Source organism: Natrinema halophilum, assembly GCF_013402815.2.
GTDB lineage: Archaea > Halobacteriota > Halobacteria > Halobacteriales > Natrialbaceae > Natrinema > Natrinema halophilum.
On sequence record NZ_CP058601.1, the window covers coordinates 2296936 to 2318530 of the forward strand.

General features: G+C 62.1%; 21 protein-coding genes. 8 read left to right on the forward strand and 13 right to left on the reverse strand.

The window, feature by feature from the left end; translation table 11 throughout:
• Nucleotides 1-13: 13 nt before the first annotated feature.
• Nucleotides 14-682 carry an NADPH-dependent F420 reductase gene (gene npdG, locus HYG82_RS31955; RefSeq protein WP_179261099.1) on the forward strand — a complete coding sequence of 223 codons (669 nt, stop codon included), beginning with the start codon at nucleotides 14-16 and terminating at the stop codon, nucleotides 680-682.
• Between the two features lie 216 nt (nucleotides 683-898).
• On the opposite strand, the gene HYG82_RS31960 is transcribed toward npdG, so the two are convergent.
• On the reverse strand, nucleotides 899-1168 hold the full coding sequence (locus tag HYG82_RS31960; RefSeq protein WP_007110841.1) for a thioredoxin family protein: 270 nt from the start codon (nucleotides 1166-1168) through the stop codon (nucleotides 899-901).
• Between the two features lie 118 nt (nucleotides 1169-1286).
• Here HYG82_RS31960 and HYG82_RS31965 point away from each other — a divergent pair, with 118 nt between their 5' ends.
• Nucleotides 1287-1448 carry a preprotein translocase subunit Sec61beta gene (locus HYG82_RS31965; protein ID WP_006185602.1) on the forward strand — a complete coding sequence of 54 codons (162 nt, stop codon included), beginning with the start codon at nucleotides 1287-1289 and terminating at the stop codon, nucleotides 1446-1448.
• A gap of 134 nt (nucleotides 1449-1582) precedes the next feature.
• Here HYG82_RS31965 and HYG82_RS31970 read toward each other — a convergent pair whose 3' ends face one another.
• Nucleotides 1583-2611, reverse strand: a complete 1029-nt coding sequence (locus HYG82_RS31970; RefSeq protein WP_484549564.1) for a DUF7972 family membrane protein — start codon at nucleotides 2609-2611, stop codon at nucleotides 1583-1585.
• 6 nt (nucleotides 2612-2617) lie between these two features.
• Nucleotides 2618-2833 (reverse strand): Sp36 family protein, encoded by a 216-nt coding sequence (gene sp36 / locus HYG82_RS31975; RefSeq protein WP_179261100.1) that lies wholly within the window; start codon nucleotides 2831-2833, stop codon nucleotides 2618-2620.
• 208 nt (nucleotides 2834-3041) lie between these two features.
• Between sp36 and pdxT the strand changes: the two genes are divergently transcribed.
• From pdxT to hisE, 3 genes are all read left to right on the forward strand, one after another.
• On the forward strand, nucleotides 3042-3659 hold the full coding sequence (gene pdxT / locus HYG82_RS31980) for a pyridoxal 5'-phosphate synthase glutaminase subunit PdxT (RefSeq protein WP_179261101.1): 618 nt from the start codon (nucleotides 3042-3044) through the stop codon (nucleotides 3657-3659).
• 91 nt (nucleotides 3660-3750) lie between these two features.
• Nucleotides 3751-4218 (forward strand): bifunctional nuclease family protein, encoded by a 468-nt coding sequence (locus HYG82_RS31985; RefSeq protein ID WP_179261102.1) that lies wholly within the window; start codon nucleotides 3751-3753, stop codon nucleotides 4216-4218.
• The gene (hisE, locus tag HYG82_RS31990; protein WP_179261103.1) at nucleotides 4218-4502 is read left to right on the forward strand and encodes a phosphoribosyl-ATP diphosphatase; all 285 of its coding nucleotides are present in this window, start codon (nucleotides 4218-4220) and stop codon (nucleotides 4500-4502) included. Before HYG82_RS31985 ends, hisE begins: the two co-directional genes overlap by 1 nt.
• Nucleotides 4503-4973: 471 nt before the next feature.
• Here hisE and HYG82_RS31995 read toward each other — a convergent pair whose 3' ends face one another.
• The 4 genes from HYG82_RS31995 to HYG82_RS32010 all read right to left on the reverse strand — a co-directional run bounded on the left by HYG82_RS31995 (nucleotide 4974) and on the right by HYG82_RS32010 (nucleotide 11067).
• Nucleotides 4974-6491, reverse strand: coding sequence for a hypothetical protein (locus HYG82_RS31995; RefSeq protein WP_179261104.1), 1518 nt, complete (start codon nucleotides 6489-6491; stop codon nucleotides 4974-4976).
• A gap of 863 nt (nucleotides 6492-7354) precedes the next feature.
• Nucleotides 7355-7969 carry a DUF7978 family protein gene (locus HYG82_RS32000; protein WP_179261105.1) on the reverse strand — a complete coding sequence of 205 codons (615 nt, stop codon included), beginning with the start codon at nucleotides 7967-7969 and terminating at the stop codon, nucleotides 7355-7357.
• Between the two features lie 221 nt (nucleotides 7970-8190).
• Nucleotides 8191-9351, reverse strand: a complete 1161-nt coding sequence (locus HYG82_RS32005; RefSeq protein ID WP_179261106.1) for a citrate synthase/methylcitrate synthase — start codon at nucleotides 9349-9351, stop codon at nucleotides 8191-8193.
• 261 nt (nucleotides 9352-9612) lie between these two features.
• On the reverse strand, nucleotides 9613-11067 hold the full coding sequence (locus tag HYG82_RS32010) for a citrate/2-methylcitrate synthase (protein ID WP_179261107.1): 1455 nt from the start codon (nucleotides 11065-11067) through the stop codon (nucleotides 9613-9615).
• Nucleotides 11068-11223: 156 nt separating this feature from the next.
• Between HYG82_RS32010 and HYG82_RS32015 the strand changes: the two genes are divergently transcribed.
• The gene (locus HYG82_RS32015; protein ID WP_179261108.1) at nucleotides 11224-11610 is read left to right on the forward strand and encodes a DCC1-like thiol-disulfide oxidoreductase family protein; all 387 of its coding nucleotides are present in this window, start codon (nucleotides 11224-11226) and stop codon (nucleotides 11608-11610) included.
• Between the two features lie 210 nt (nucleotides 11611-11820).
• Nucleotides 11821-12273: a response regulator gene (locus HYG82_RS32020; RefSeq protein ID WP_179261109.1), complete on the forward strand. Its 453-nt coding sequence runs from the start codon at nucleotides 11821-11823 to the stop codon at nucleotides 12271-12273.
• Nucleotides 12274-12527: 254 nt separating this feature from the next.
• On the opposite strand, the gene HYG82_RS32025 is transcribed toward HYG82_RS32020, so the two are convergent.
• Entirely contained in the window at nucleotides 12528-13766 is a 1239-nt protein-coding gene (locus HYG82_RS32025) for an MFS transporter (protein ID WP_179261110.1), read from the reverse strand.
• 96 nt (nucleotides 13767-13862) lie between these two features.
• Between HYG82_RS32025 and HYG82_RS32030 the strand changes: the two genes are divergently transcribed.
• Nucleotides 13863-14426 (forward strand): TIGR03668 family PPOX class F420-dependent oxidoreductase, encoded by a 564-nt coding sequence (locus HYG82_RS32030; RefSeq protein ID WP_179261111.1) that lies wholly within the window; start codon nucleotides 13863-13865, stop codon nucleotides 14424-14426.
• A gap of 13 nt (nucleotides 14427-14439) precedes the next feature.
• Here HYG82_RS32030 and HYG82_RS32035 read toward each other — a convergent pair whose 3' ends face one another.
• From HYG82_RS32035 to HYG82_RS32055, 5 genes are all read right to left on the reverse strand, one after another.
• Entirely contained in the window at nucleotides 14440-17034 is a 2595-nt protein-coding gene (locus HYG82_RS32035; RefSeq protein WP_179261112.1) for a heavy metal translocating P-type ATPase, read from the reverse strand.
• Between the two features lie 95 nt (nucleotides 17035-17129).
• Nucleotides 17130-18296, reverse strand: a complete 1167-nt coding sequence (locus HYG82_RS32040) for a GNAT family N-acetyltransferase (protein WP_179261113.1) — start codon at nucleotides 18294-18296, stop codon at nucleotides 17130-17132.
• Between the two features lie 285 nt (nucleotides 18297-18581).
• Nucleotides 18582-20042 carry a beta propeller repeat protein gene (locus tag HYG82_RS32045; RefSeq protein WP_179261114.1) on the reverse strand — a complete coding sequence of 487 codons (1461 nt, stop codon included), beginning with the start codon at nucleotides 20040-20042 and terminating at the stop codon, nucleotides 18582-18584.
• Nucleotides 20043-20352: 310 nt separating this feature from the next.
• A complete protein-coding gene (locus HYG82_RS32050) occupies nucleotides 20353-21018 on the reverse strand; it encodes a lactate utilization protein (protein WP_179261115.1) in 666 nt (221 codons plus the stop codon).
• 144 nt (nucleotides 21019-21162) lie between these two features.
• Nucleotides 21163-21489, reverse strand: a complete 327-nt coding sequence (locus HYG82_RS32055; protein ID WP_179261116.1) for an Hsp20/alpha crystallin family protein — start codon at nucleotides 21487-21489, stop codon at nucleotides 21163-21165.
• Between the last annotated feature and the right edge of the window lie 106 nt (nucleotides 21490-21595).

Here is a 21595-nt window from a genome sequence, read left to right on the forward strand (position 1 = left end):
CCGACGAGGCCGTATGCGAATTGCACTACTGGGCGGCACCGGCGATATCGGCGAAGGACTCGCATTGCGGCTTGCTCGGGATACGGATCACGAGATCCTCATCGGCTCGAGAGACCCGGAGAAAGCACGGGATGCGGTCGCAGGATACGAAGACGAACTCGCAGAGCGCGATGCCGAGGCCGACATCAAGGGCTTCGGTAACGAAATGGCGGCCGACCGCGCGGACGTCGTCATCGTAAGCGTCCCGCCGTACTACGTCGGCGATACCGTCGAGGCAGTCGCAGACAGCCTCGACTCGGACACGGTGTTAGTCACCCCTGCTGTCGGCATGCAGGGCGACGAAGACGGACTCCACTATCATCCGCCAAGCGCCGGGAGCGTCACCGAACTAGTCGAGCAGCGTGCTCCCGACGGGGTCTCAGTCGTCGGCGCATTCCACAACCTCGCTGCTGACGCGCTCGCAAACCTGGACAACGAACTCGACCTCGATACGCTCGTCGTCGCCGACGATGACGCTGCCGCCGACACCGTTCTGACGATTGCAAACGAAATCGTCGGTCTGCGCGCACTCGAGGCCGGACCGCTTGCGAACGCTGCCGAGGTCGAAAGCGTCACACCGCTCGTCATCAACATCGCGAAGTACAACGACGACATGCACGATGTCGGCGTGAAGTGGATCTAGACGACGGAAGCGCTTTCGGGAAGAGCGGTCGTTCCCTCGGTCGGTTCTTTGCATCGAGTGTTCTCCAGGTCGGTCCGATCGTTTCTCGGTCGACTAACCGACCGCCTCCCGCGACCGAAACCACGAGCATGTGGTATCGGGTAGTCACGGCATACGCGAGCGATCGCAACCGCTCGCTGGCGGGAAAACCGAGAGAACTGGCGGTGATCGTCGACCTTACGCGCCGGCCGATTCGAGAGCGTCTTCGATGTCGTCGCGCTGAGTGACGCCGACGAAGCGCTCGACGATGCCGTCGTCGTTCTCGATGATGAGGGTCGGCAGCGAGCGAACTTGATACTCGTTGGCGATGTCTTGCTGTTCGTCGACGTTGACTTTCTCGACTTCGAATCGGCCCTCCCAGTCGTCCTCGAGTTCCTCGAGAATCGGGTCCTGGGTCTTGCACGGGCCACACCAGTCCGCGTAGAAGTCCTTGAGAGTGACAGTCATGCGGTCAGCGTTAGTAGCGTGGCTGCGCGCATAAGGGTTTCCCACTGCCGACGACTTTCCGTATTCGGCGATGCAGATCGGTCGAAAGGTTTAGTTCAGGGGAGCCGTAGAACCGAGTATGGATAAAGGACAGAACACCGGCGGATTGATGTCCAGTGCCGGTCTCGTCCGGTACTTCGACTCCGAAGACTCGAACGCCATTCGTATCGACCCCAAAACGGTAATCGCGTTCGGTGTGTTACTGGGCGTGCTGGTTCAACTGCTGACGTTCGTCTCGTAACGGAATCGCCGTCTCAATTCTGCCGTGAGCGTCGCCTCGAGGAGCGCCGGCAATCGATATACGGTCACTGCGGACGATCGGTTTCAGGCCCGATTCTCGAGACGGGCGAGCCGGGAGATCGCTGGTATCCGCGCCTACCGCTGTGAGTCGCGGAGTATGAGCGGTTCGATCGCGAGCGTCCGCTTCGCGATCGTTACGATCCGGAGCACGTAGGACGTAAACAAGAGAAACGGCACGAGCGTAATGGTAAACGCCAGACCGATCGCCCACGTCATATTCGTCACGCTGAACGTGCTCCCGGGGAACGTACCAGCGTCGACGACCGTGAGCATGATGCCGGAGACGACCAGCGCCGGCACCGACGCGTAGAGTATCAGTTGCGAGAGCGAAACAAGCGCCCACTCGAAGTACAGCGTCTTGACGTGCTCTCGTGCCGGTCCGAACAGACTCAGCGCCGTTTTGAGATCGTCCAGATGGGCCAGTTCCTCGTCGGAGAGGTCGTCTTCGTACTCGTCGATGATCCGTTCGACCTGAAATATCTTCCAGCCGTAGTTGAAGTTGAGTGCGGCGAACAGCACGTCGAAGCTCCCGAACGACGCGCCCTCGAGTTGATCTTGAACGAGTTCGGCATTCCCGACGAGACTATCGGTGAACTCGTCGACTTCCTCGCGAAGTTCGTCGGTTTCGTTTTCGGAAATGCTTTCCTGGAGCGTCTCGGCTCGCAGCTGAGTGACGCCGACGATCTGGTGGAGGAACGACGACGGATCCGCCGGGCTGGGCGTTCCGATCAACTCTTCGGTGAAATCCCGGAAGTCCATCGCGTTTTCCATTCGAGCGCGCTGCTCGCCGAGCGGACCGTTCTCCTGAGAGAGGACCAGTTGACCGATCGTGACGACGAGCGTGGTGCCGGTGACGATGGCCGTGATCATCGTCGAAAACATCGTTTCGATCGTGTCGCCAGTTCGAAGTTGCGGGATCAGTGGCTCCGGGAGGAAAGTGACGGCAGCCACGAAGCTGACGAGCACGGCCAGCGCCAGCACTGCGGTCACCTGGAGACGGTTCGCGGCGAGGAGCAGCCAGATCTTGAGGCGACTCTCACCCGCGCGCTCGCGCATCGTGTTGGCCGTCCCGATGTCTGTGGAGGAATCAGTGCGGTCGTTCACGTTGACTCACTCCGCAATCGTATCGCCTGTGCTCTCTGCCGGGCGTTTGAAGACGAGATACTTGGTTCCGCCCCCCGTGTAATCGATCGTTTCGACGAGCTCCCATCCGTCTTCGCCGTGAGCGTTCAATTCCTCCTGCGGATCCTCGGCTTCTTTTTTGGTTTCGCCGCGGACCGGCCTGACAGTCTTGTATTCCCAACGACGCACAGTAGATCGACTCACGTTCGATTTTACGTCTTCGATCGCACTAAGCGTAGGGGGCCCTTCCGAAAACGCACGTGCTTTCGCTACGTACTCGAGTCGTGTTTCGTGGCGGCGCTACCCGATTACCCCCGGTCGACGATGGCTTCACGTCGCGACTCCGGTACGAACGTTCGAATTCGACGCCGATGGCGCGGCGTTTTTGACGACACCGTTCATAGCTGTAACCATGTCACTGACTGCAGGCGTCGTCGCCGTTCAGGGCGACGTTTCCGAGCATGCGGCCGCCATCGAACGAGCAGCGGCGGCCCACGGTCACGAGGTCACCGTCCGCAAGATCAGAGAATCGGGAATCGTCCCCGAGTGCGACTTGCTTGCGATGCCAGGCGGAGAGTCGACGACCATCTCCCGACTGATCCACGGTGACGGGATCGCTCCTGAAATCCAAGCGCACGTCGCCGCAGGAAAACCGCTGCTTGCGACCTGTGCCGGACTGATCGTCGCCTCGAGCAACGCCGGAGACGACCGGGTCGACGAACTCGACGTAATCGACGTGAGCGTCGAGCGCAACGCCTTCGGCCGACAAAAGGACAGTTTCGAAGCCCCGCTGGCGGTTGCAGGGCTCGACGAGCCGTATCCGGCGGTGTTCATCCGCGCGCCCGCGATCGACGGGGTCGGCGAGGCCGACGTGCTGGCGACGTGGGACGACCGGCCGGTCGCAGTCCGTGACGGCCCGGTTATCGGCACCTCGTTTCATCCGGAACTGACTCCGGACAGCCGGATCCACGGCCTCGCGTTCTTCGAAAATGATGCGTCTACGGTACCGGCCCTCGAAGACGCTCAGTGACGTCGCTGCATCGGACGAACACACCCTCGACTCGGCCGTGCATGCATTCGCGACCGGATATGTTTTCTCCCTCCCGCGCAACGGTCTGGATATGCAAGCATCTATCGACGCAGTTCGCGTCGCAGGGACTCCCCAAGGGCCGGTCCCGGTCATCGTCCTCACCGTCGACGGAGAAGACGACGTCGTACCGATTTTCATCGGGTTCAACGAGGCGACGAGTATCGCTCGTGGCCTCGAAGCCGAAGATATCGGTCGACCGCTGACCCACGACCTCTTGCTCGACGTCATGGAAGAACTCGGCAGTCGCATCGATCACATCGTCGTCAACGAAATCAAAGAGCGAGACGACGGTCGAGGTGGGACCTACATCGCCGACATCCACCTCGAGACGCCGCGCGGCGAGACCGTCATCGATGCTCGCCCGAGCGATTCGCTTGCGCTGGCTGCGCGAACGAACGCGTCGATCGAAATAACCGAAGACGTCTTCGAAGACGGCCGGGACGACAGCGAAAAGTTCGACGAGCTCGAAGATATCCGAAACGTATCGGGTGAGCTGTAATGGACGACGTACTCGACGACCTGTTCGCCGTCATCGAGGATCGAAAGAAAACGGTACCCGAAGACTCCTACACCGCCTCGTTGTTTACCCACGAGAAAGGCGAAAACGCCGTCCTGGAGAAACTCGGCGAAGAGACCACGGAACTCGTACTGGCCGCGAAAGACGACGACCGCGAGGAAATCGCCCACGAGAGCGCGGACATCGTCTACCACCTTCTCGTCTTGCTCGCGATGAAGGACATGGACGTCACGGATCTCGAGGCGGAACTCGAAGCCCGGCGCTGAGTCTCCGTACCGTGCCCATGCGACGTCCCAGCGGACCTCCATATCGCCGCGGGTCGCGGCCGAAACGCGGCGAAACCGATCCTGGTAACGCTGACCGCGACGCAATCACGTTCTCGCAATCGCCGTGAGCGGTTCGACCGACCAGCGAGAGTTCGAGCACTGGCGCTCGACTGACGCTCGAGCGCGCAGTTGGAAAGAACCGTGGGCGGCGACGTGGTGTTCTACATCCGAGTTCCGCTCGACCCGTCTGAGTGACCGCCTAACGGTATGCGTATCACAATCGTCGTCCCATCGGATTCGATCGAGGGCGGCCCGCCGATCCGACGACGTATCACGTCGCGTTGACGTCTTCCCTGCGGTCAAACTCGAGAGTTCGCCCTATTCGCCGAAAAATACGTCTGAACGGCGCTGGCGCCGTGAGTGTTGCTTCCGAGACAGCTATCGTCGAAGGTGGTACGAATCAGGTGCCAACTAACAGGACGCCTCCTGCTCACAGTACGTGTCCTGTTCGTTGTAGTCGATCGAGGCTTCTGCAACCGTTTCGCCGTCCATGGTGAGAGTCACTGTGGCCGTACAATCCGACTCGAGTTCGGTCCGGAACTGGGTCGAACTGTTCGCAGCAACCGTCAGTCCGTCGGTGGCTCCACCGTCAGATCCATCGTCGGTACCGCCGTTAGATCCGTCGTCGGAACCGCCGTTAGATCCGTCGTCGGAACCGCCGTTAGATCCGTCATCGGAGCCGCTATTCGCGTCGGCGGCGATCTGCTTGATTTGCTCGACCTTGTCCGCGGCGTTGTTCAGTGCGTCGACCGCTTCCTGAGCCGCACCACCGAGGTTCTCTTCCAGTCGGGTCGCCTCCTCTCTCGCTTCCGTCGGCGTGCTAACCGGATTAGCGATATCCGTGCCAATCTGTTCCTGAGCCTGGGCGTTGATCTCGTTGACGACCTTCGTGAAGATCTCGTCTTGCAGGTTGCTGGCCGTGTCCGGCCCGATCGAGTCGATCGTGCCGACGTTCTCGACGTTCTCGAGCTTCTCGTTGATGCCTTCGAGTATCCCGTTGATCTCCTGAATCGCCGCTTCGTTACTCCCGCCGGAACCGTCATCGCTTCCGGAGCCGCCGGAGCCACCGGAATCGTCGGAGCCAGTCTCACTGCTCGAGGTAGTGGCACTCTGGGAGCTATCGTCACTTCCGGAGTCGCCTGAGCCGCTATTCGCGTCGGCGGCGATCTGCTTGATTTGCTCGACTTTATCCGCGGCGTTGTTCAGTGCGTCGACCGCTTCCTGAGCCGCGCCACCGAGGTTCTCTTCCAGTCGGGTTGCCTCCTCTCTCGCTTCCGTCGGCGTACTAACCGAATTGGCGATGTCCGTTCCGATCTGTTCCTGTGCCTGGGCGTTGATCTCGTTGACGACCTTCGTGAAGATCTCGTCTTGCAGGTTGCTGGCCGTATCCGGTCCGATCGAGTCGATCGTGCTGACGTTCTCGACGTTCTCGAGCTTCTTGTTGATGCCTTCGAGTATCCCGTTGATCTCCTGAATTGCTGCTTCGTTACTCCCGCCGGAACCGCCATCGCTTCCGGAATCGCCGTCACCGCTGGAGCCGTCGTCACCGCTGGAGCCGTCGTCACCGCTGGAGCCATCGTCACCGCCATCGCTTCCGGAGCCGTCGTCGCCGCTGGAGCCATCGTCACCGCCAGAGCCGCCCGAATTGTACAGTGGGGTCCCTTGAGGTGTGAGTGTGGCCGACTGACTGGCGTTATTGTCGACGCGGAACGTCGCGTATTTGCGGCTCGCGTCGACGCACTCGGCTACGAGTTCTATCGCGCTCGGATCGATGGCCGCTTCTTCCGTGTCGGCCGACCCGGATCCGGAATTACTGCCGGTGTCCTGCATCGTTGCTGAAACACCGAGAGCACCGCTTCCCAGTACCGCGCCACTGGTCGCTAATATCTTCATGCTGTTCCGCCGTGAGATTGGGGTTCCGTCTACCATGATTGTCTCACCCGACTGGAACGCGAACGTCCAGTCAGGATACGAATTAGTCAAGCTTTTTATTATCATTATTATTCGAGCACTAAACAGTTGCAGTGTTGTGTGTTTTGTACGCCGTGTTAATTAACCGAAAGTTTCCATCAGTGATATAGTCTGTACTCGTTGAAAGAAACACGGGACTTTGAGGCGGTATGAACCGGTTTACGGGCGATTAAGCCCTTCGAGAACGGATTTGCTTGTGAAAAGGAGCCCTTTGTTGCAATTACTTCTTCGGCGATAGGATGACGGACACACGGTTTTCTGAGACTCGCAGTGAGCGTTCGTGAGGGCAGTATTAGGCGAGCGTTTCGGTGTCGGTGAAATTCAGCGGCCTTGCCATTTGGTTCACACAGTAAACGGCCTTCGTCGGGTCCGGTCCGATTTGTCGGTCCGAACGACAACGTTTCCCCTGCAACGTATCCCCCGACCGTTTGCTACCGCCTTATCTCACTATTCACGTTTTTGCAACGATTGTTCTGAGCGAAAAAATTCGAACACCGTGTGGGGCGCCCGTGATCGTCGTATCGTTCAGAGCGTCTGGTACACACTCACGGTCGATTGTCGACGAGAACGACCGAACGGGACTCCACACGCTCTCTCACGGCCGATTGTCGACGAGAACGACCGAACGGGACTCCGCACGCTCTCACGATCGACAATACAGTCGGCCGGAACACGCGCGCACCGATGGGGCCTCGAGCAACGATCTACCGGCACGAAACCGACCGCCCACCAGCAACGTCTATCGATCGGTCACCGACGTCTCGTTCCGGTGGAACGATCAGCCGGGTACCCATCCCCCGGAAACTGAACGAACTATTCGATCACGTACTATCGGGGTCGAAAACCGAACCTTCGTGGGAAGCGCGTGTAACGATGCTCGCTGCGATGCCGCCAATCGCACCGAATATCAACGGATAAAACGTTCCGGCAAACCCGATCGTCAAGAGAAGATCGGGTTGCATCGCACCGTCGCCGAGATCGATAGCAAATACGGTCGTGCCGAGAACGGCCAATGGTAAGTACCCCACCATGACGGTCGTTCCAGTGAGTGCGGCGTCGGTCGTCGATTCGAGATCGTGTCGGGTGTATATCGTCACCAGCGCGCCAGCGAAGAGCAAGGTCACAATCGGAACGCCATACAGGAGTGTCGTACTCCCCCCTTGGGCAGAGATGAAATTGTGATTCGGATCGAGGGCTTGCAAAATGCTGTACTGTGGAACATCGATGGTGACTCGGTGTGCATTGTAGAACAACATGCCAATCATTTCGACGGAAAGAGACTCATTAGCGGCAAGTTCCAGCGCCTCGAACTTTTCGTCCGACGTGACGTCACCGATTGCGGTCACGTAGGTGAAGAGATATCCAGCGATCCAGGCAAAAGCACCACCCAGCGTCCCCCTTCCGATCATGACCTTCGATTCGTCATCAACTATCATGCCACACAATACCAATCCACAGTACAAAATAATTACGGACATGCAAATGGTAATAATTTGTTCTCATTTGGGAGGATATTGTCGATACAGCTCGGTATCCCGGCCACGACGATTGATCGACGGTATCCGATCGGAACGGAGAATACGACGACAGTCCAGAGCAAGCGCGGCCGCCACAGCAGTTGAGTCGATCAGGCGAAACGGACGCCGTTGTACACGTTCTATCGGTCTTTAGCAGGCGTCCACGACCGGTTCGTCTCCCCGATGTATCGGGAGACCGGCCGAATCAACGTATTGTTATCGAGTTGCTCGAGAGCGTGGGCCATCCAGCCCGCGACTCGCGACACACCGAAGGTCGGCGTGAACAACTGTTTCGGAACGCCGACACCGTCGAGTAGCGCGGCGGTATAGAATTCGACGTTCGTTTCAAGTCGGCGGTCTGGGTTGTGTTCCCGCAGAGCCTCGACGGCAACCGTCTCGAATTCCCGGACGGTCTCGAAGAAGTCGACGTCGGACGACTCCGCGATCAGACGGTCGGTCGCCGACGAAAGAACCGCTGCACGCGGGTCGCGGACGCGATAGACGCGGTGGCCGAATCCCATCAGTCGCTCGCCGGCGGCTAACTTCTCGGTGACGTACCCGGCCGGATCGCCGGATTCGTGGACGTCTCTCAGCATCTCGAGGACGGGACCAGGTGCGCCGCCGTGAAGCGGCCCCTTGAGCGAGCCCACCGCAGCGGTCGCTGCCGAAACGAGGTCCGATTCGGTCGAGACGACAGTCCTGGCGGTGAACGTCGAGGCGTTGACGCCGTGGTCGATGACGGTATTGAGGTAGGTCTCGAGTCCACGGACGACGGCTTCGTCAGGTCGATCGCCGGTGAGCATGTACAGATAGTTCGCAGCGTGGCCGAGATCCTCACGCGGTTCGACGGGATCGCTTCCCTGCCGGTATCGCCAGTAGGTCGCGATGATCGTGGGAAAAACGGCCACGAGTCGCCGAGCGAGAGCCGGCGTCGCCTCGTCCCCGATTGGGTGGAACGGCCGCGCCTCTTCATCGGTGTCGAGATTCGCCGCCGCGGTACCCATCCTGAGCGCATCCATCGCCGGTTTCTCCGCCTCGGCGGCGTGCCGGAGCACGTCACGAACGCTTGCAGAGATACCGCGTCGGCTCGCGAGATCCGAGCGAAAGTCATCGAGTTCTGCCGCCGTCGGCAACCGATCGTGGAACAGGAGGAATACGGTTTCCTCGTACGTCGCTCGAGTGGCCAGTTCCTCGATCGGATAGCCGCCGATGACGAGTTCGCCGTTCTCGCCGTCGATGTCGCTGAGTCTCGTCTCCGCAACGGTGACCCCCTCGAGACCCGGGGTGATAGTGTCGTTCATGGGCTTCGATATCCAATCGACGACGGGAAGAAATGTAAGCGCTTGGAGCAATTTCGTTCCCCATCCAACAGGGGAGAGAGGGACGGTTCTCGGTGATCGACTACAACGCGGTACGGAGTCACCGGTCAAAACCCGAGACGTGCGGCCCAACACCACCAGTAATGGATGAACGGTCCGGATCGGCCGGCTGGCGTGAGACTGACGGCTCGTCTACTCCGGGGAAGGATCGTTCTCCATCAGTGACGGTCGGTCGATCGGGATTCAGTCCAGGAGATCGTCGAGGAGTTGCTCTTCCGTGAGGACAGTCTCGACGAACGCAAGCCCGGCATCGGTCAATTCGTAGCCGTCCGCGCGATTAACGACGAAGTGATCCCGTAGCTGGCGCAGGTGATAGTTGAACCGGCCCTTGTCCTCGATCGACGACGACGCTCGGAGTGCCGAATACGAAACCGGGTCGTTTCGATCGGACAACAGGAGAAGCAGTTCGAGTCGGTTCGGTTCAGAAAGGATCGCGAGCGTCTCCGAGACCGGTTCGAGCGTCGCCGATTGAACGGGTCGTCGAACCAGCGAGTCCCCCGCCACGTCTCGATTCTCGACCGGAAGCCAGTCTTTCCCCGTCGGGCCGACGTACTGGCCAGTGGGTCGAACGAGGGCGTTGTCGTCCAACTGCTCGAGGCAGTGGGCCGTCCAGCCACCGACACGCGAGATGCCGAACGTGGCCGTAAACAGCTCCTTCGGGACACCGATCTCGTGAAGCAAAGCGGCGGCGTAGACCTCGACGTTGGCCTCTGTACCGCGGTGAGGAGCGCGCGCCGACAGTACGTTCCCCGCAACCGTTTCGAACTGCCTGATGTTCTCGAGAAACTCGTCGTCCCCCGACTCTTCGACGAAGCGTTCGGCAGCCGCCTCGAGTACTTCCGCCCGCGGATCGCGGACCTGATACACCGGATGGCCGAATCCGTTGACGCGTTCGTCCGCCGCCAGTTTCTCGCGAACGTACCGTTCGCCGTCACCGGTTTCGTGGATTTCCCATAGCATCTCGAAGACCTGTTCGAGACCGCCACCGTGGCGAGATCCTTTGAACGTCCCGACGGCAGCCGTCGCCGCCGAAACGACGTCCGATTCAGTCGACATCACGGTCCGAGCGGTGAACGTCGAGGGGTTGAGGCCGTGATCGATCAGAGTGGTAAGAAAGGTCTCGAGGCCGCGAACCGCAGATTCAGCCGGCTCCTCGCCGGTCAGCATGTACAGGTAGTTCGCGGCGTGACCGAGGTCGTCGTTCGGCAGAACTGGGTCCGCTCCGCGCCGATAGCGCCAGTACGTCGCGGCGACCGTCGGGAAGACGGCGACGACGCGCTCGGCGGTCGCTTGCGGGTCTGTCTCGGCATTCTCGAGGGTCGCCGTCGCGATGCCCATCCTGAGTGCGTCCATCGCATGCGTTTCGTCCGCCGCGGCACGCTGGAGTACGGCCCGGACCTCCGAACAGATTCCGCGTCGATTCGCGAGACCTGAGCGAAAGTCGTCGAGTTCCGCCGCCGTCGGCAGCCGACCGTTGAGCAGGAGAAACACGCTTTCCTCGTAGCTCGCTCGAGTTGCGAGTTCTTCGACCGGATAACCGCCGATGAGCAGTTCGCCGTTTTCACCGTCGATGTCGCTGAGCGTCGTCTCTGCGACCGTGACGAACTGCAATCGCGGATCGAAGACGGAAGGGGGCACGATGAATTGGTGGTCGAAGTCGGACGTTGTAATGGTTCCGGGAAAATCGACGCATCGTTCGTCCAGCGGGTCACCGGGACCGAACGATCGCCCGTCTCGCCGGCGAACGGTCCCGTCTCGAGTTAGGCGTTTGTGTCTCGAGTTCGTTGTACACCCATGACTGAGACGACACTCGTTTACGACGATGACTGCGGCTTCTGTACGTGGTGGGCGGAGTACTTCGACGATCGGTCTGATCTTCGAATCGTCGGATTCAGCGACCTCGATAGCGATTTGAGAGGGCGACTGCCCACCGACTACGAGGACTGTGCGCATCTGGTAACCGGCGACGGAGTGTACTCCTGTGGCGCATCGATCGAACAAGCGTTCGTTCGCACCGACGTCGTGAAGCCTGCGGGGGACGTCCTCGAGTTTCTTCGCCAGTTCGAGGACTACGAACGGCTTCGGGAGCGCACCTACCGATGGGTCGCCGACAACCGCGACCGCTGGGGTGAACTCCTCTCGAAGACGCCGCCGACGCGCCGGGAGCCCGAAAACGACTGATCCAGCCGGTTCCAGCGGTCGCCGAACGGACCGTCTGCGTTCCATCGTGCCACGAGCCGACCGATCGCCGGTGCGTACAGAAAGCGAGAATAGAGAAGAAACCAGACGGTGTTTGCTGAGAGAACGACTCGATCCCCATCCCTTGCAAGGGTCAGCTCACCCCACACATGTAGGAGTATGTCTTACGCACATAGACCGGATACGAATGGTATGGACGAATACACCCCTGAAGAACCAATCGACCTCCTGCTCGTCGAGGACAATCCCGGTGATGTCCGCCTCACGGAAGAAGCGTTCAAGTCGACAGACAGCGAGATCGAATTCCACACCGTTACTGATGGGGCACAGGCAGCACAGTATATTCATCGCCATCACGCCGAGGAACCGGATGCCGACCTCGACCTGGTCCTTCTGGATTTGAACCTCCCGCGCATCGATGGGTTCGCGGTTCTCGAGGCTCTCGATAAAGAACTCGACTATCCACCGCCACCTGTCCTCATCCTTACCAGTTCGAAAACTGAAGAAGACATCACCAAAAGTTACGAAAAGAACGCGAATGCGTACCTCACGAAGCCGGACGGCCCGATGGAATTCAACTCCATGGCGCAGGCGATCGAAGATTTCTGGATCGACGTCGCGCGGCATCCGCCAACTCCCACGTAGACACCGTCAGGGAACGCGGAGCGGAATTCGGAACTCACCGTCAAGCGTTGCGCCATCGAACGTGGAATCGAGTCACGACCGGAAAATATCCGATCGAACGACTGAGTGGATAGATTCATCCGAGACCTCCTCTCTAGAACTGCATTCGCGTTGTCCCCGTTCGTTGCCCGGTTGCACTGGGAGCGGAGCAGACGGGACTGTCGATCGACTTCTTCGAGCCAGCGACCGACGGGTCGCGGCGCAGGTGAGCCGGGCTAGCCGTCACCGTACTGATACCGTAGAACACCCCCCGCCACCGCGACGACGAGCCCCCCCGAAGCCAGAACGAGGAGGCCAGGGGCGTACGATCCGGTGACGTCGCGCAACGTCCCGACGAGTACCGGGCCGAGGAATCCTCCTATTTCGCCGACGGCAAAAATGAACCCGACTGCCGTCCCTGTCAACCGCGCGCCGATTCCCTCGAGATCCGGCGGGATGGCACGGACGAGAGGAGAGAGGCCGCCGACACCGAACCCGGTGACGACGATGCTACCGATGAGTAGGAGGCCGATTCCGCTGGTGAGCACGCCCGAAACGCCAAGAGCGGCCACCAGACCGCACGTGAGCAGAGCCGTTCGACGTACGCTGAAGCGGTCCGCGACCACCGGAACGGTGAGGACACCGGTGATGTTGGCCGCAACGAGCAGGCTGGTCGTCCGGCCGGCTCGATCCGCCGAATACCCGCGGGCCTCGAGTAGCGTCGGAAGCCATCCTTGCATCCCGTGAGCGATCAGCAGGTACATCGTGCCGATGACGACCACGAGCTGGAGTTCGCGGTGGGTGAGTACGAGCGTGAGGTCCCGTCGAATCGCCTCGAGCGTGAGTGACGAATCCGCCGCGTCGGCCTCGTTTGACGCACGGTTGCGAGCGTCGATGCGCAGCCGCCGAGCGATGACGAACCAGCAGAGACCGTAGCCGATCGCAACCGCGCCACTCCAAAGAAAGAGCGTCCGCCAGCTACCGAGCAGTGGAGTGAGGATCGGGCGACCGATAGCGAAGGCGCTAGCCGTGCCTGCGGACGCGCCGACGAGGTAGATCGACGACGGAAACCCGGTCTCCGTGGGCGGGAACAACACAGAGATTAGCTTCGGTAATCCGAAGGTGATGGCGGTGGCGCCGACGCCGATCAGCAGCGTCCACGCGAGCAGGGACGGAAAGCCCGATGCGGAGCTACGACCCACCTGGGCGACGCCGTAGATCAGAACGCCGGCCGCGAGGCTCCGACCCGGCCCGAACCTGTCGACGATCACTCCCGAAAACAGCGCAACCGGGATGTAAGTTAACGGGATCGCACCCGCAACAATACCGGCCTCGGTACTCGACAATCCGAGGTCGTCGATAATCGTCGAGAGGTGAGCCGGCAGCGTGAACCAGATAAACATCAAACACGTATACGAAAGCGTCGCGAGGACGACGGCGCCGTACGCGCGTCGTCGATTCATCCGTTCCGTCATCCGTGCGTGGGGTGACGGTCAGGGACCGAGTATCTTGGTATCGCGGTAGCCTGGACCGGCGTGAGTTCTATCCGTTCGGTGAACGTCCGTCCGCCCGTGACACCCGAAGAACAGGCGTTCCTCGAACGGACCCGCGTCGGCGCGTTAGCGACGGTCGACGACGAGAGGAATCCTCACGTCGTGCCGATCTGCTACGCACTCCCCGAGTTCGACGACTCGACGGCGGAGACGGACCCCGCGATCGTCTCGGCGATCGACGAGAAACCGAAAGCGACCCGAAAGCTCCAGCGCGTTCGAAATATACGGACGAATTCGAGAGTGACGCTGCTAGTCGATCGCTACCGCGAGGACTGGTCGCGCCTCGCGTGGGTCCAGATCCGCGGTCGAGCCCGGATTATCGAGCCCGATGCGGCGGTCGGTGTCCGATCCGATAGCACAAATCGAAACCGGACCGGATCGACGCCGCACGACGCCGCGACAGGCGCGCTCGAGCGCAAGTACGACCAGTATGCGGATCACGATCTCGGCGACTGTCCGGTTATCTTGATTCGCGTCGAACGGACCGTCTCGTGGGGGGCCCTCGATCGAGGGGACGGAAACGAAAGCGAAGACAGGGGCAGAAACGAGAGCGGAGACAGGGGCAGAAACGTGGATAGCTGACCGTCAGCGACGCTCACTCGTCGGTGAGTGACCGCTCGGCGTTCCCGACGATGAGCAGGGTTCCCGCCACGACGGCGACGGTGGTCACCAGCGGATTGACGATTCCGAGGACCGCGGCGGGGATCGCGATCGCATTGTAACCGAACGCGAGGCCGACGTTTTGCTCGATTCGCGTTCGGGCTGCCGACGCCAGCGCGAACGCCCGTGCCACGGCAGCGAGGTCGTCGTGGGCGATCGCGACGTCGGCCGCGTCGGCGGCAAGTGCAGTGCCGCTGCCCAGCGAAATACCCAGATCCGCCGCGGCGAGTGCGGGTGCGTCGTTCGTCCCGTCGCCGACCATCGCTACCCGATTGCCGGCTCTCATCCGCCCGATTGCTGCCGTCTTTCCGTTCGGCGAAACGCCGGCAAAAACGTGTTCGACGGACGGATGCCGATCGAAGACGTCGGCTGCCGTTCCATCGTCGCCGGTCAGCACCACGACGTCGACCCCGTCCTCGTCCAACGTCGCGATCGTTTCCTCCCATCCACCACGGGGTTCGTCTCCGACGATCACGATCCCTTCTGCCTCACCGTCTCGACCGACGACGACCGGGAGTCGCCCGGCTGCTCGAGCGTCCTCGATTCGGGTCTCGAGCGCCGCGGTGAGCGCCCAGCCGCGATCGCGGAAGAGGTCGGGGTGACCGACGAGCACCGTCCGACCATCGACGGTCCCCTCGACGCCGGTCGCGTGGGTGTGGAAGTCCCGGACTTCCACCTCGCCTGACGTGGCCGAACCGCCGTCCGCGCGGGTTGCATCGCCTGCATCGTCGTCACCGGCGCGGTCGCGGTAACCCTCTCCGTCGGGGTACTGGTCTGGGCCGTCGAACGCATCGGCGATCGCCGCCGCCGCAGGATGGGCCGCGCGCTGCTCGAGGACCGCAGCAGCCTCGAGCAAGTCGGCCGGCGCGTCGGCATCGTGGACGCTCATCTCACCGGTCGTGAGCGTCCCGGTTTTGTCGAATACGACGATATCGACCGCACGCAGGCGCTCGAAGATCGTCTCGTCGAAGACGACGATCCCGCGGTCGAGGGCTTCCTGCAGGCTCGTCGCGACGGTATACGGCGTCGCGAAGCCGAGCGCCCAGGGACTCGCGACCATGAACGTCATGAGAACGGCCATCGCGGCGGTCGACACGCTCGGGCCGACGAGGACGGAGATCGCGCCGACGAGGACCGCGGCGGCGAGGACGATCGGAACGAGGACCGCCGCGATTTCGTTGGCCCGTCTGGTAATGCCGTGGTCGGCGCTCTGGACGTTCCAGACGACCTGCGTCAGTCGCTCGATGCTGCTGGTCGTCCGCTCGCCGACGTCGACGACCGCCGCGTTGGTCGTGACTACCGACCCACCCACCACGTCGTCACCGGCGCGTTTCGTGACCGGGAGTGATTCCCCCGTCACCACAGCCTCGTCGACCGCACACTCGCCCTCCGCCAGCGTCCCGTCGACGGGGATGCGCTCGCCCTCGCGAACGAGCACGCGGTCGCCCGACTCGAGATCGGAGACGGGAAGTTCGGTCGTCGACCCGTCCGATGCGTACAACCGCGCGGTATCGACCTGCGAAACCGTGAGATCGGTCAATCGTTCCGTCGCGCGGCGTTTGACCGACGTCTCGTAGTAGACCGCACCCATCACGATCGAGGCGACGACGATCGTCAGATCGAAGTAGAGGTGGTTACCGCCGAGCCCGGTGATGACGATACTGTAGAGGTACGCGCTGACGATGGTCAGCCCCGCGAGGAGATCCGTGGTTGGCCGCCGAAGTTTCAGGCTGACGTATGCACCTCGCAGGACCGGGCCGCCGGTCAGGTAGAGAATTGCCCCTGTTAGCACGACGAACAGGGGGAGATACAGTGTCCCGGTGAAGCCGGTGAAGGCGTTCTCGAAGTGCGAGATCGCGCCCCAGTCGGTGAACTCGGTCAGAAACATCGGATAGAGCACGGCAACGAACGGCAACAGGAGAAAAGATCCGAAGACGATACCCACCACGTATCGCATTTCGAGCATATCGTCGGCGCGGCGCTTTCGGAGGCCGGACATCTCCCGGGAGCGCCGGGTCCCACCCGTCTCGTCGTCGGCAGTCGCCTCCTCCCGCAAGTAGGCCGTATAGCCGAGTGTGCTCAGCGCTTCTTGGAGCGCCGGCGCCGAGATTCGGTCGGGATCATGATCCACGCGGATCGTTTCCGTGACGTAACTCGCCTCGGCCTCGGTCACGCCGTCGCATCCCTCGGCGACGGACTCGAGGAAGGCTTCGCAGGTCGCCGAGTGCATACCGTCAACCCGGAAGAAGGTTGTGACAGTCCCGTCTGGCCCGCTTCCTCCCCGGTCGGTATCGTCGATCGATTCCGGATCTGACGTCCGGGTCTCGAGGTCGTTCCCGCCGTCATCGCCGGTATCGCCACCGGCAGTACCGCGATCAGCGCCGCTGCTCGTCCCGTACTCGGCAGCGATGTCGCGACAGCCGGTCGAACAGAACGCGTCCGATATCGACTGGCCCGCCGACTGCGAGAGTACAGTCCCGCACAGCCGACAGCGGTCCGGTTGGTCGGTTCCCTCGCCTCGATCGCTCACTGGTGTCACTCCGAGTTCGACGGCAATAACAGTGTCCGATACGTCCTCGGTCTTGGCGGTTCGATTACCTCCACGACCGTTTCGATCGAGTTCCGTTAGGTGGTATCCAGGTCGAGACGCGAGAACGTCCACGCCTCGATCGGACTGGATTCGAGGTCGAGGCCGTCGCCGAGATCGCGTGCGAGGAGGGTTCGTGACGTCGGTCGGACGAACGCCGACAGCGGTAGTCGGGTGTCCGGGTAGAACCGGTACCTGAGCGGAGACGGTACCGTCTCTCCGAACGCGGTAACATAGCGACGGTCCGCGAAATCGTCCATCGCTGCCACGAGGAGTTGGTTGAGTGGCGCCTCCTCGGGTTCGATCGACCGCGGCAGCGTCTCGACGATTCGCGCGCGGTCGACGCCGCTCGAGACGACGAGCGCGGCGACCGGCTCGCCGTCGCGGCGAGCGACGTAGGTCAGATACGTCTGTGCCGGATTTGCGAACCGCCAGCGGTAGAAAGCCGCAGTCCGGTTGGTGTGAATTTCGGGGGGGATCGATCGCCGATAGATCGCCGCGAGGGTGCCGGTCGGCGGCGTCTCGTAGTACTCGATTCCGAGACCGGGTTCGGAATCGACGAGCAGTCGGTCGCCGGCGCGGTGAATTCGCGTAATCGTGTCCTCGAGCATGTCCGTGAACGCACTGGTCAGACGACCATCGCTGAGCCGTCGGTCGCCATCAGCACGTCGAGTATCGACCGACCGTCCGTCGGTACCGTCCGACGACGGGTCGGTGTTAGTCCGCCGCTCGAGAGCGTCGGCGGGGTTTTGCAGCCGATAGTAGGCAGGCACCGTCCCGATCTCCTGCCAGCCGTGGGCTAGATTGCCCGGCTTCGAATTCTCGTTCGGGAAGTTGAAGAAAAACGACGGCGACCCGTTGGCGTACCGCTCGATGGCATGTTCGTTCATCCGTCCGAACAGGCCACGTCCGCGGTGGCGGGGATGGACCATCGTGTCGCACGGCTGGAACGCGGTTCGAACGGTCCCGCCGATGCGCATCTGCTGGGCGAAAAACGACCGGAAGCCGACGGGATCACCGTCGGACGTCGCCACGATGATCGGAACGTGATCGACGTAGGGATTCTCCCGGAACTTCCAGCGGAACCAGCGCGGGCTTCTGTCGTGACCGAACACCGTTTCGTACAGCGACAGGAACGCCGCTCGATCGTCGGGTGCGAACGTTCGGACGGTGTACCGTGTCGCCGTTCGGAGAGGTGCGTTCATGGTCGAGGCTGGGTTCACGCCCGGCTGCGAGGCGAACTGGAGACGCCTCGCTGTGGGGTCGTGATGATTGTCGGTTCGCTCGAGAGCGGAATACTAGTTCGCCTTGAATACGCCGAGTTAGACACGTTGACAAACTGGTCCGTGCGTTCGACAGTCAACCGAGCGTATCCGAACTGGCTTCCGCCGAGGCAGTCCACTGTGACGCACCGCACCGAGCGAGGAACCGGAGGGCGTGGCACCTCGGGGAGATCGAACACACACTGACCGACCTCGTTGCCGATCAAATCAACGCCTGTCGACGATCGTTCCGTCCGCACCGACTGCGACCGCCCGCCCGTCATCGGAGTTGACCGAGACAGCCAGAAGCGTTCCCGCTGCGTCCACAGCAGCCCGTTCCCAGTCGGCCGCCGCAGATCGTTCATATATTTCCCCGTCCGCGCTGCAGGCGATCGTCTCCCCCTCTCGCCAGGCGAGCCCGGGTAGCGCGCCATCGGCGACCCGCTCCGGCGTCCACGTCCCCGTGTCGTGACGGTGGACGACGCCGTCGTCCGCGCTCACCAGACAGTCGTCTCGACCCAGCGTCGCGACGGCTTCGAGCGTACCGTCCGCGCCCTCGAGTCCAACGCGGTCGAACGAGTCCCCGCCGTCGGTCGTCTCGAAGACACCGTCGTTCGTGTCACAGCAGTAGCCGATCGACGCGTCGGCGAGGGCGATTCCGGTCAGACTCGAGCCGCCGCCGGGTTTGACGGGGTCGGTCCACGAGAGGTCCCCGTCGCGGTAGCGCCCGCGACAGACCGCACCGGAACCGTTGATCAGTAACACGGTCTCGTCTCCGCTGGTCCCGCCGACGGCCGCTCCGAGCCAGTTGGCCGTGATCCCCGCGGGAGCCGAATAGTCCGTGTGACGGCCGGTATCGGTCTCGATACGGGCCACCGCGCCGCCGTCGCCGGCGATCCAGATCGCATCGCCGTCGGCCGTCGCGTCGACCCCGCGAAGGTCGGCTCCCGCTGCGGACGGCCCCTCTTCGAGGACGATTACCCACTCATTCTCCCCGTCGGCGTCGCTCCGATGCTCAGCGATCACTCTTCCGTCATCGCCAGCTGCGTAGACCGCCCCCGATGCAGTAACGCTGACGTCCCTGAGCGTCACCTCTGTCGGCGCGTCGACGACGTGCCACCCTCTCGGTCGGTCGCGGTCGTCCGTCCCGCTGGCTGCACTCGCACCGTTTCGGCTTTGTCCGGCGTCGTGATCCGCGTGCTCTGCCGCGGTCGCACCCTCACCGCCAGCATCGTCGGCACCGGCGTTGGCCTCCGCGACACCGCGCTCGAGTTGCTCGCTTCCCGTCCCGCGGTCCCCCGTTCGGTCGATTGTCCGATCAGCAGTCTCGTCGGCCGGTTCCCGTCCCGCTGCCGTCCCAGTAGATACCGGTGTTTTCCCCGTCCGTCCATCGTTCGCCCTCGCGGTCGGCTCTCGATCGCCGACCGTCGTCTCTCCATTGCCCGTCCCCCTCGCCGCCTCTCGGCCGGCGGCGTCGCGCATTCGACCGGCCGACCGCCCCCGTAAATACAGAACGATCGGCGGCAGAACGTACGAGGCGAGCGCGAGGACGACGAACCAGCGGTTGACGATGGTCAGCGTTCCGAACGCGGTCAGGCCAGCCGTCGCGACCGCGTGGATCCACGTCTTCGTGTAGCGGCGAAAGAACGGGACGAATCCATCCTCGGAACGCGCGTTGTGGGTAGCCATTGGTCGACGTGCGTGGCTGCTCGAATCCGTCTATCGGACTGGCGAGCAAAAACGTACTGCAGGCAGGCGACCGCCGAGGTGGAATTCGGGTCCGGCGTGGTGATACTCCGACCGACATCCTCTTCCGAATCGTTCGGTGTCCGGCTCCTGTCAGAGCGTCATCCGCTTCCCTTCCGAATGACGCCAACCGCTGAAAACCGTCGACAGCCGCTAGAAACCGTCGACAGCCGCTAGAAACCGTCGACAGCCGCTAGAAACCGTCGACAGCCGCTAGAAACCGTCGACAGCCGCTAGAAACCGTCGACGACCGCTAGAAACCGTGGGGCTCGTCGATCAACACCAGTTGGGTCCGGTCGTCGACCCGCTCGTACTCGAGTGAGACGAGCTTCCCGATGACGCTCCCCTGGCCGTACACCTCCTGTGCACGGGCGTCCTCGAGCGGATACGCGAATTCGCGTACCCGCTCGACGGCTGTTTGCCAGTCGTCGACGATTTTGTTCGTACTGCCGACCAGCACCAGCGTCTCCGCGCCGAACGGCCACGCGCCGACGGCGTTACCGAGCGCGTTGGCCCCGAGCAATTCGCCGGTCTCGGCGATCGCGTTGACGCTGTCGACGAAAACGTCGGCGGTGGTGGCCTCCCGTCGCATCCGGTATCGCTCCTCGTCGTCATCCCTCTCTTGTACCCGGTTTCCGAGGTACTCGAACCCGTCTTCGGCCTCGAGATCGTCCGTGAAACCGATCTCCTCGAGCGTCGTCGAGTGACCGTCCATCACCGCTTTGCCGTCCGGTATCTGGTCGCGGAGGTGCTCGCGCGCCGCATCGCCGTCGTCGAAGACGTGGACCTCGATGTTTCGATCCTCGACGTTCGAGACGACGGTCTCTATCGTCTCGTCGTCCGGGGCCTGATCGAAGCGGGACTCGTCGATCTCGAGTTGGTCTGCGAAATCGTCCTTCGTGTGGTAGTCGTCAGCCATTTCGTTCCGAGAAGTCGGTGGCTCGACGGATCAAAGCAGAGCAAGCGAGTACCGGTCGAGCCACCCGGATTCCGCCACTGCCTATCTGTAGATTGACCGGTCGCGAATCGCGAGTCGCCACTGTCCGCCCGTCGAAGGCAACAGTCACCGTCGTCTGAAAGCACCGTTCTCGCGGTGGCGACCGCGGGACCGCGTTTCGAGTGAAATGGTACAAACGCGGTTGTTGTAGATCGCCTCACGATCTCCGCCGAAGACGAGATCGCGGGGAAGCGGCGTGAGAACACGTTCGGCGATATCGTCGTCGCAGTCGACAGCGATTCGGATACGACTCGAGCCGACTTGAACCGTCAGATCGGCGGCGTCGGCTGGGGCGACGTCGACGACGACGCGAAGACGGTCGGCCGGTCCGTCGTAGACGATCTGTATCGGAAACGGGAACGACGCCGTTTCGGGAGGCGAGGGGGTAGACACGGGACCGCGTTTCGACGATGGGTCGAAACATCTCCGCGTGCACAAATGTACGTTTCATACCGACCGACGTTTCGCGCGACCGACGAATCCGCGTACGGTAGCGCAC

Coding starts and splice junctions, on each gene's coding strand:
- HYG82_RS31995 (WP_179261104.1), bottom strand. CDS start 6,491: ATGGTAGACGGAACCCCAATCTCACGGCGGAACAGCATGAAGATATTA.
- HYG82_RS32025 (WP_179261110.1), bottom strand. CDS start 13,766: ATGACGGAACGGATGAATCGACGACGCGCGTACGGCGCCGTCGTCCTC.
- npdG (WP_179261099.1), top strand. CDS start 14: ATGCGAATTGCACTACTGGGCGGCACCGGCGATATCGGCGAAGGACTC.
- hisE (WP_179261103.1), top strand. CDS start 4,218: ATGGACGACGTACTCGACGACCTGTTCGCCGTCATCGAGGATCGAAAG.
- HYG82_RS32020 (WP_179261109.1), top strand. CDS start 11,821: ATGGACGAATACACCCCTGAAGAACCAATCGACCTCCTGCTCGTCGAG.
- HYG82_RS32050 (WP_179261115.1), bottom strand. CDS start 21,018: ATGGCTGACGACTACCACACGAAGGACGATTTCGCAGACCAACTCGAG.
- HYG82_RS31985 (WP_179261102.1), top strand. CDS start 3,751: ATGCAAGCATCTATCGACGCAGTTCGCGTCGCAGGGACTCCCCAAGGG.
- HYG82_RS31965 (WP_006185602.1), top strand. CDS start 1,287: ATGGATAAAGGACAGAACACCGGCGGATTGATGTCCAGTGCCGGTCTC.
- pdxT (WP_179261101.1), top strand. CDS start 3,042: ATGTCACTGACTGCAGGCGTCGTCGCCGTTCAGGGCGACGTTTCCGAG.
- HYG82_RS32040 (WP_179261113.1), bottom strand. CDS start 18,296: ATGAACGCACCTCTCCGAACGGCGACACGGTACACCGTCCGAACGTTC.
- HYG82_RS32005 (WP_179261106.1), bottom strand. CDS start 9,351: ATGAACGACACTATCACCCCGGGTCTCGAGGGGGTCACCGTTGCGGAG.
- HYG82_RS31960 (WP_007110841.1), bottom strand. CDS start 1,168: ATGACTGTCACTCTCAAGGACTTCTACGCGGACTGGTGTGGCCCGTGC.
- HYG82_RS32015 (WP_179261108.1), top strand. CDS start 11,224: ATGACTGAGACGACACTCGTTTACGACGATGACTGCGGCTTCTGTACG.
- HYG82_RS32045 (WP_179261114.1), bottom strand. CDS start 20,042: ATGGCTACCCACAACGCGCGTTCCGAGGATGGATTCGTCCCGTTCTTT.
- HYG82_RS32000 (WP_179261105.1), bottom strand. CDS start 7,969: ATGATAGTTGATGACGAATCGAAGGTCATGATCGGAAGGGGGACGCTG.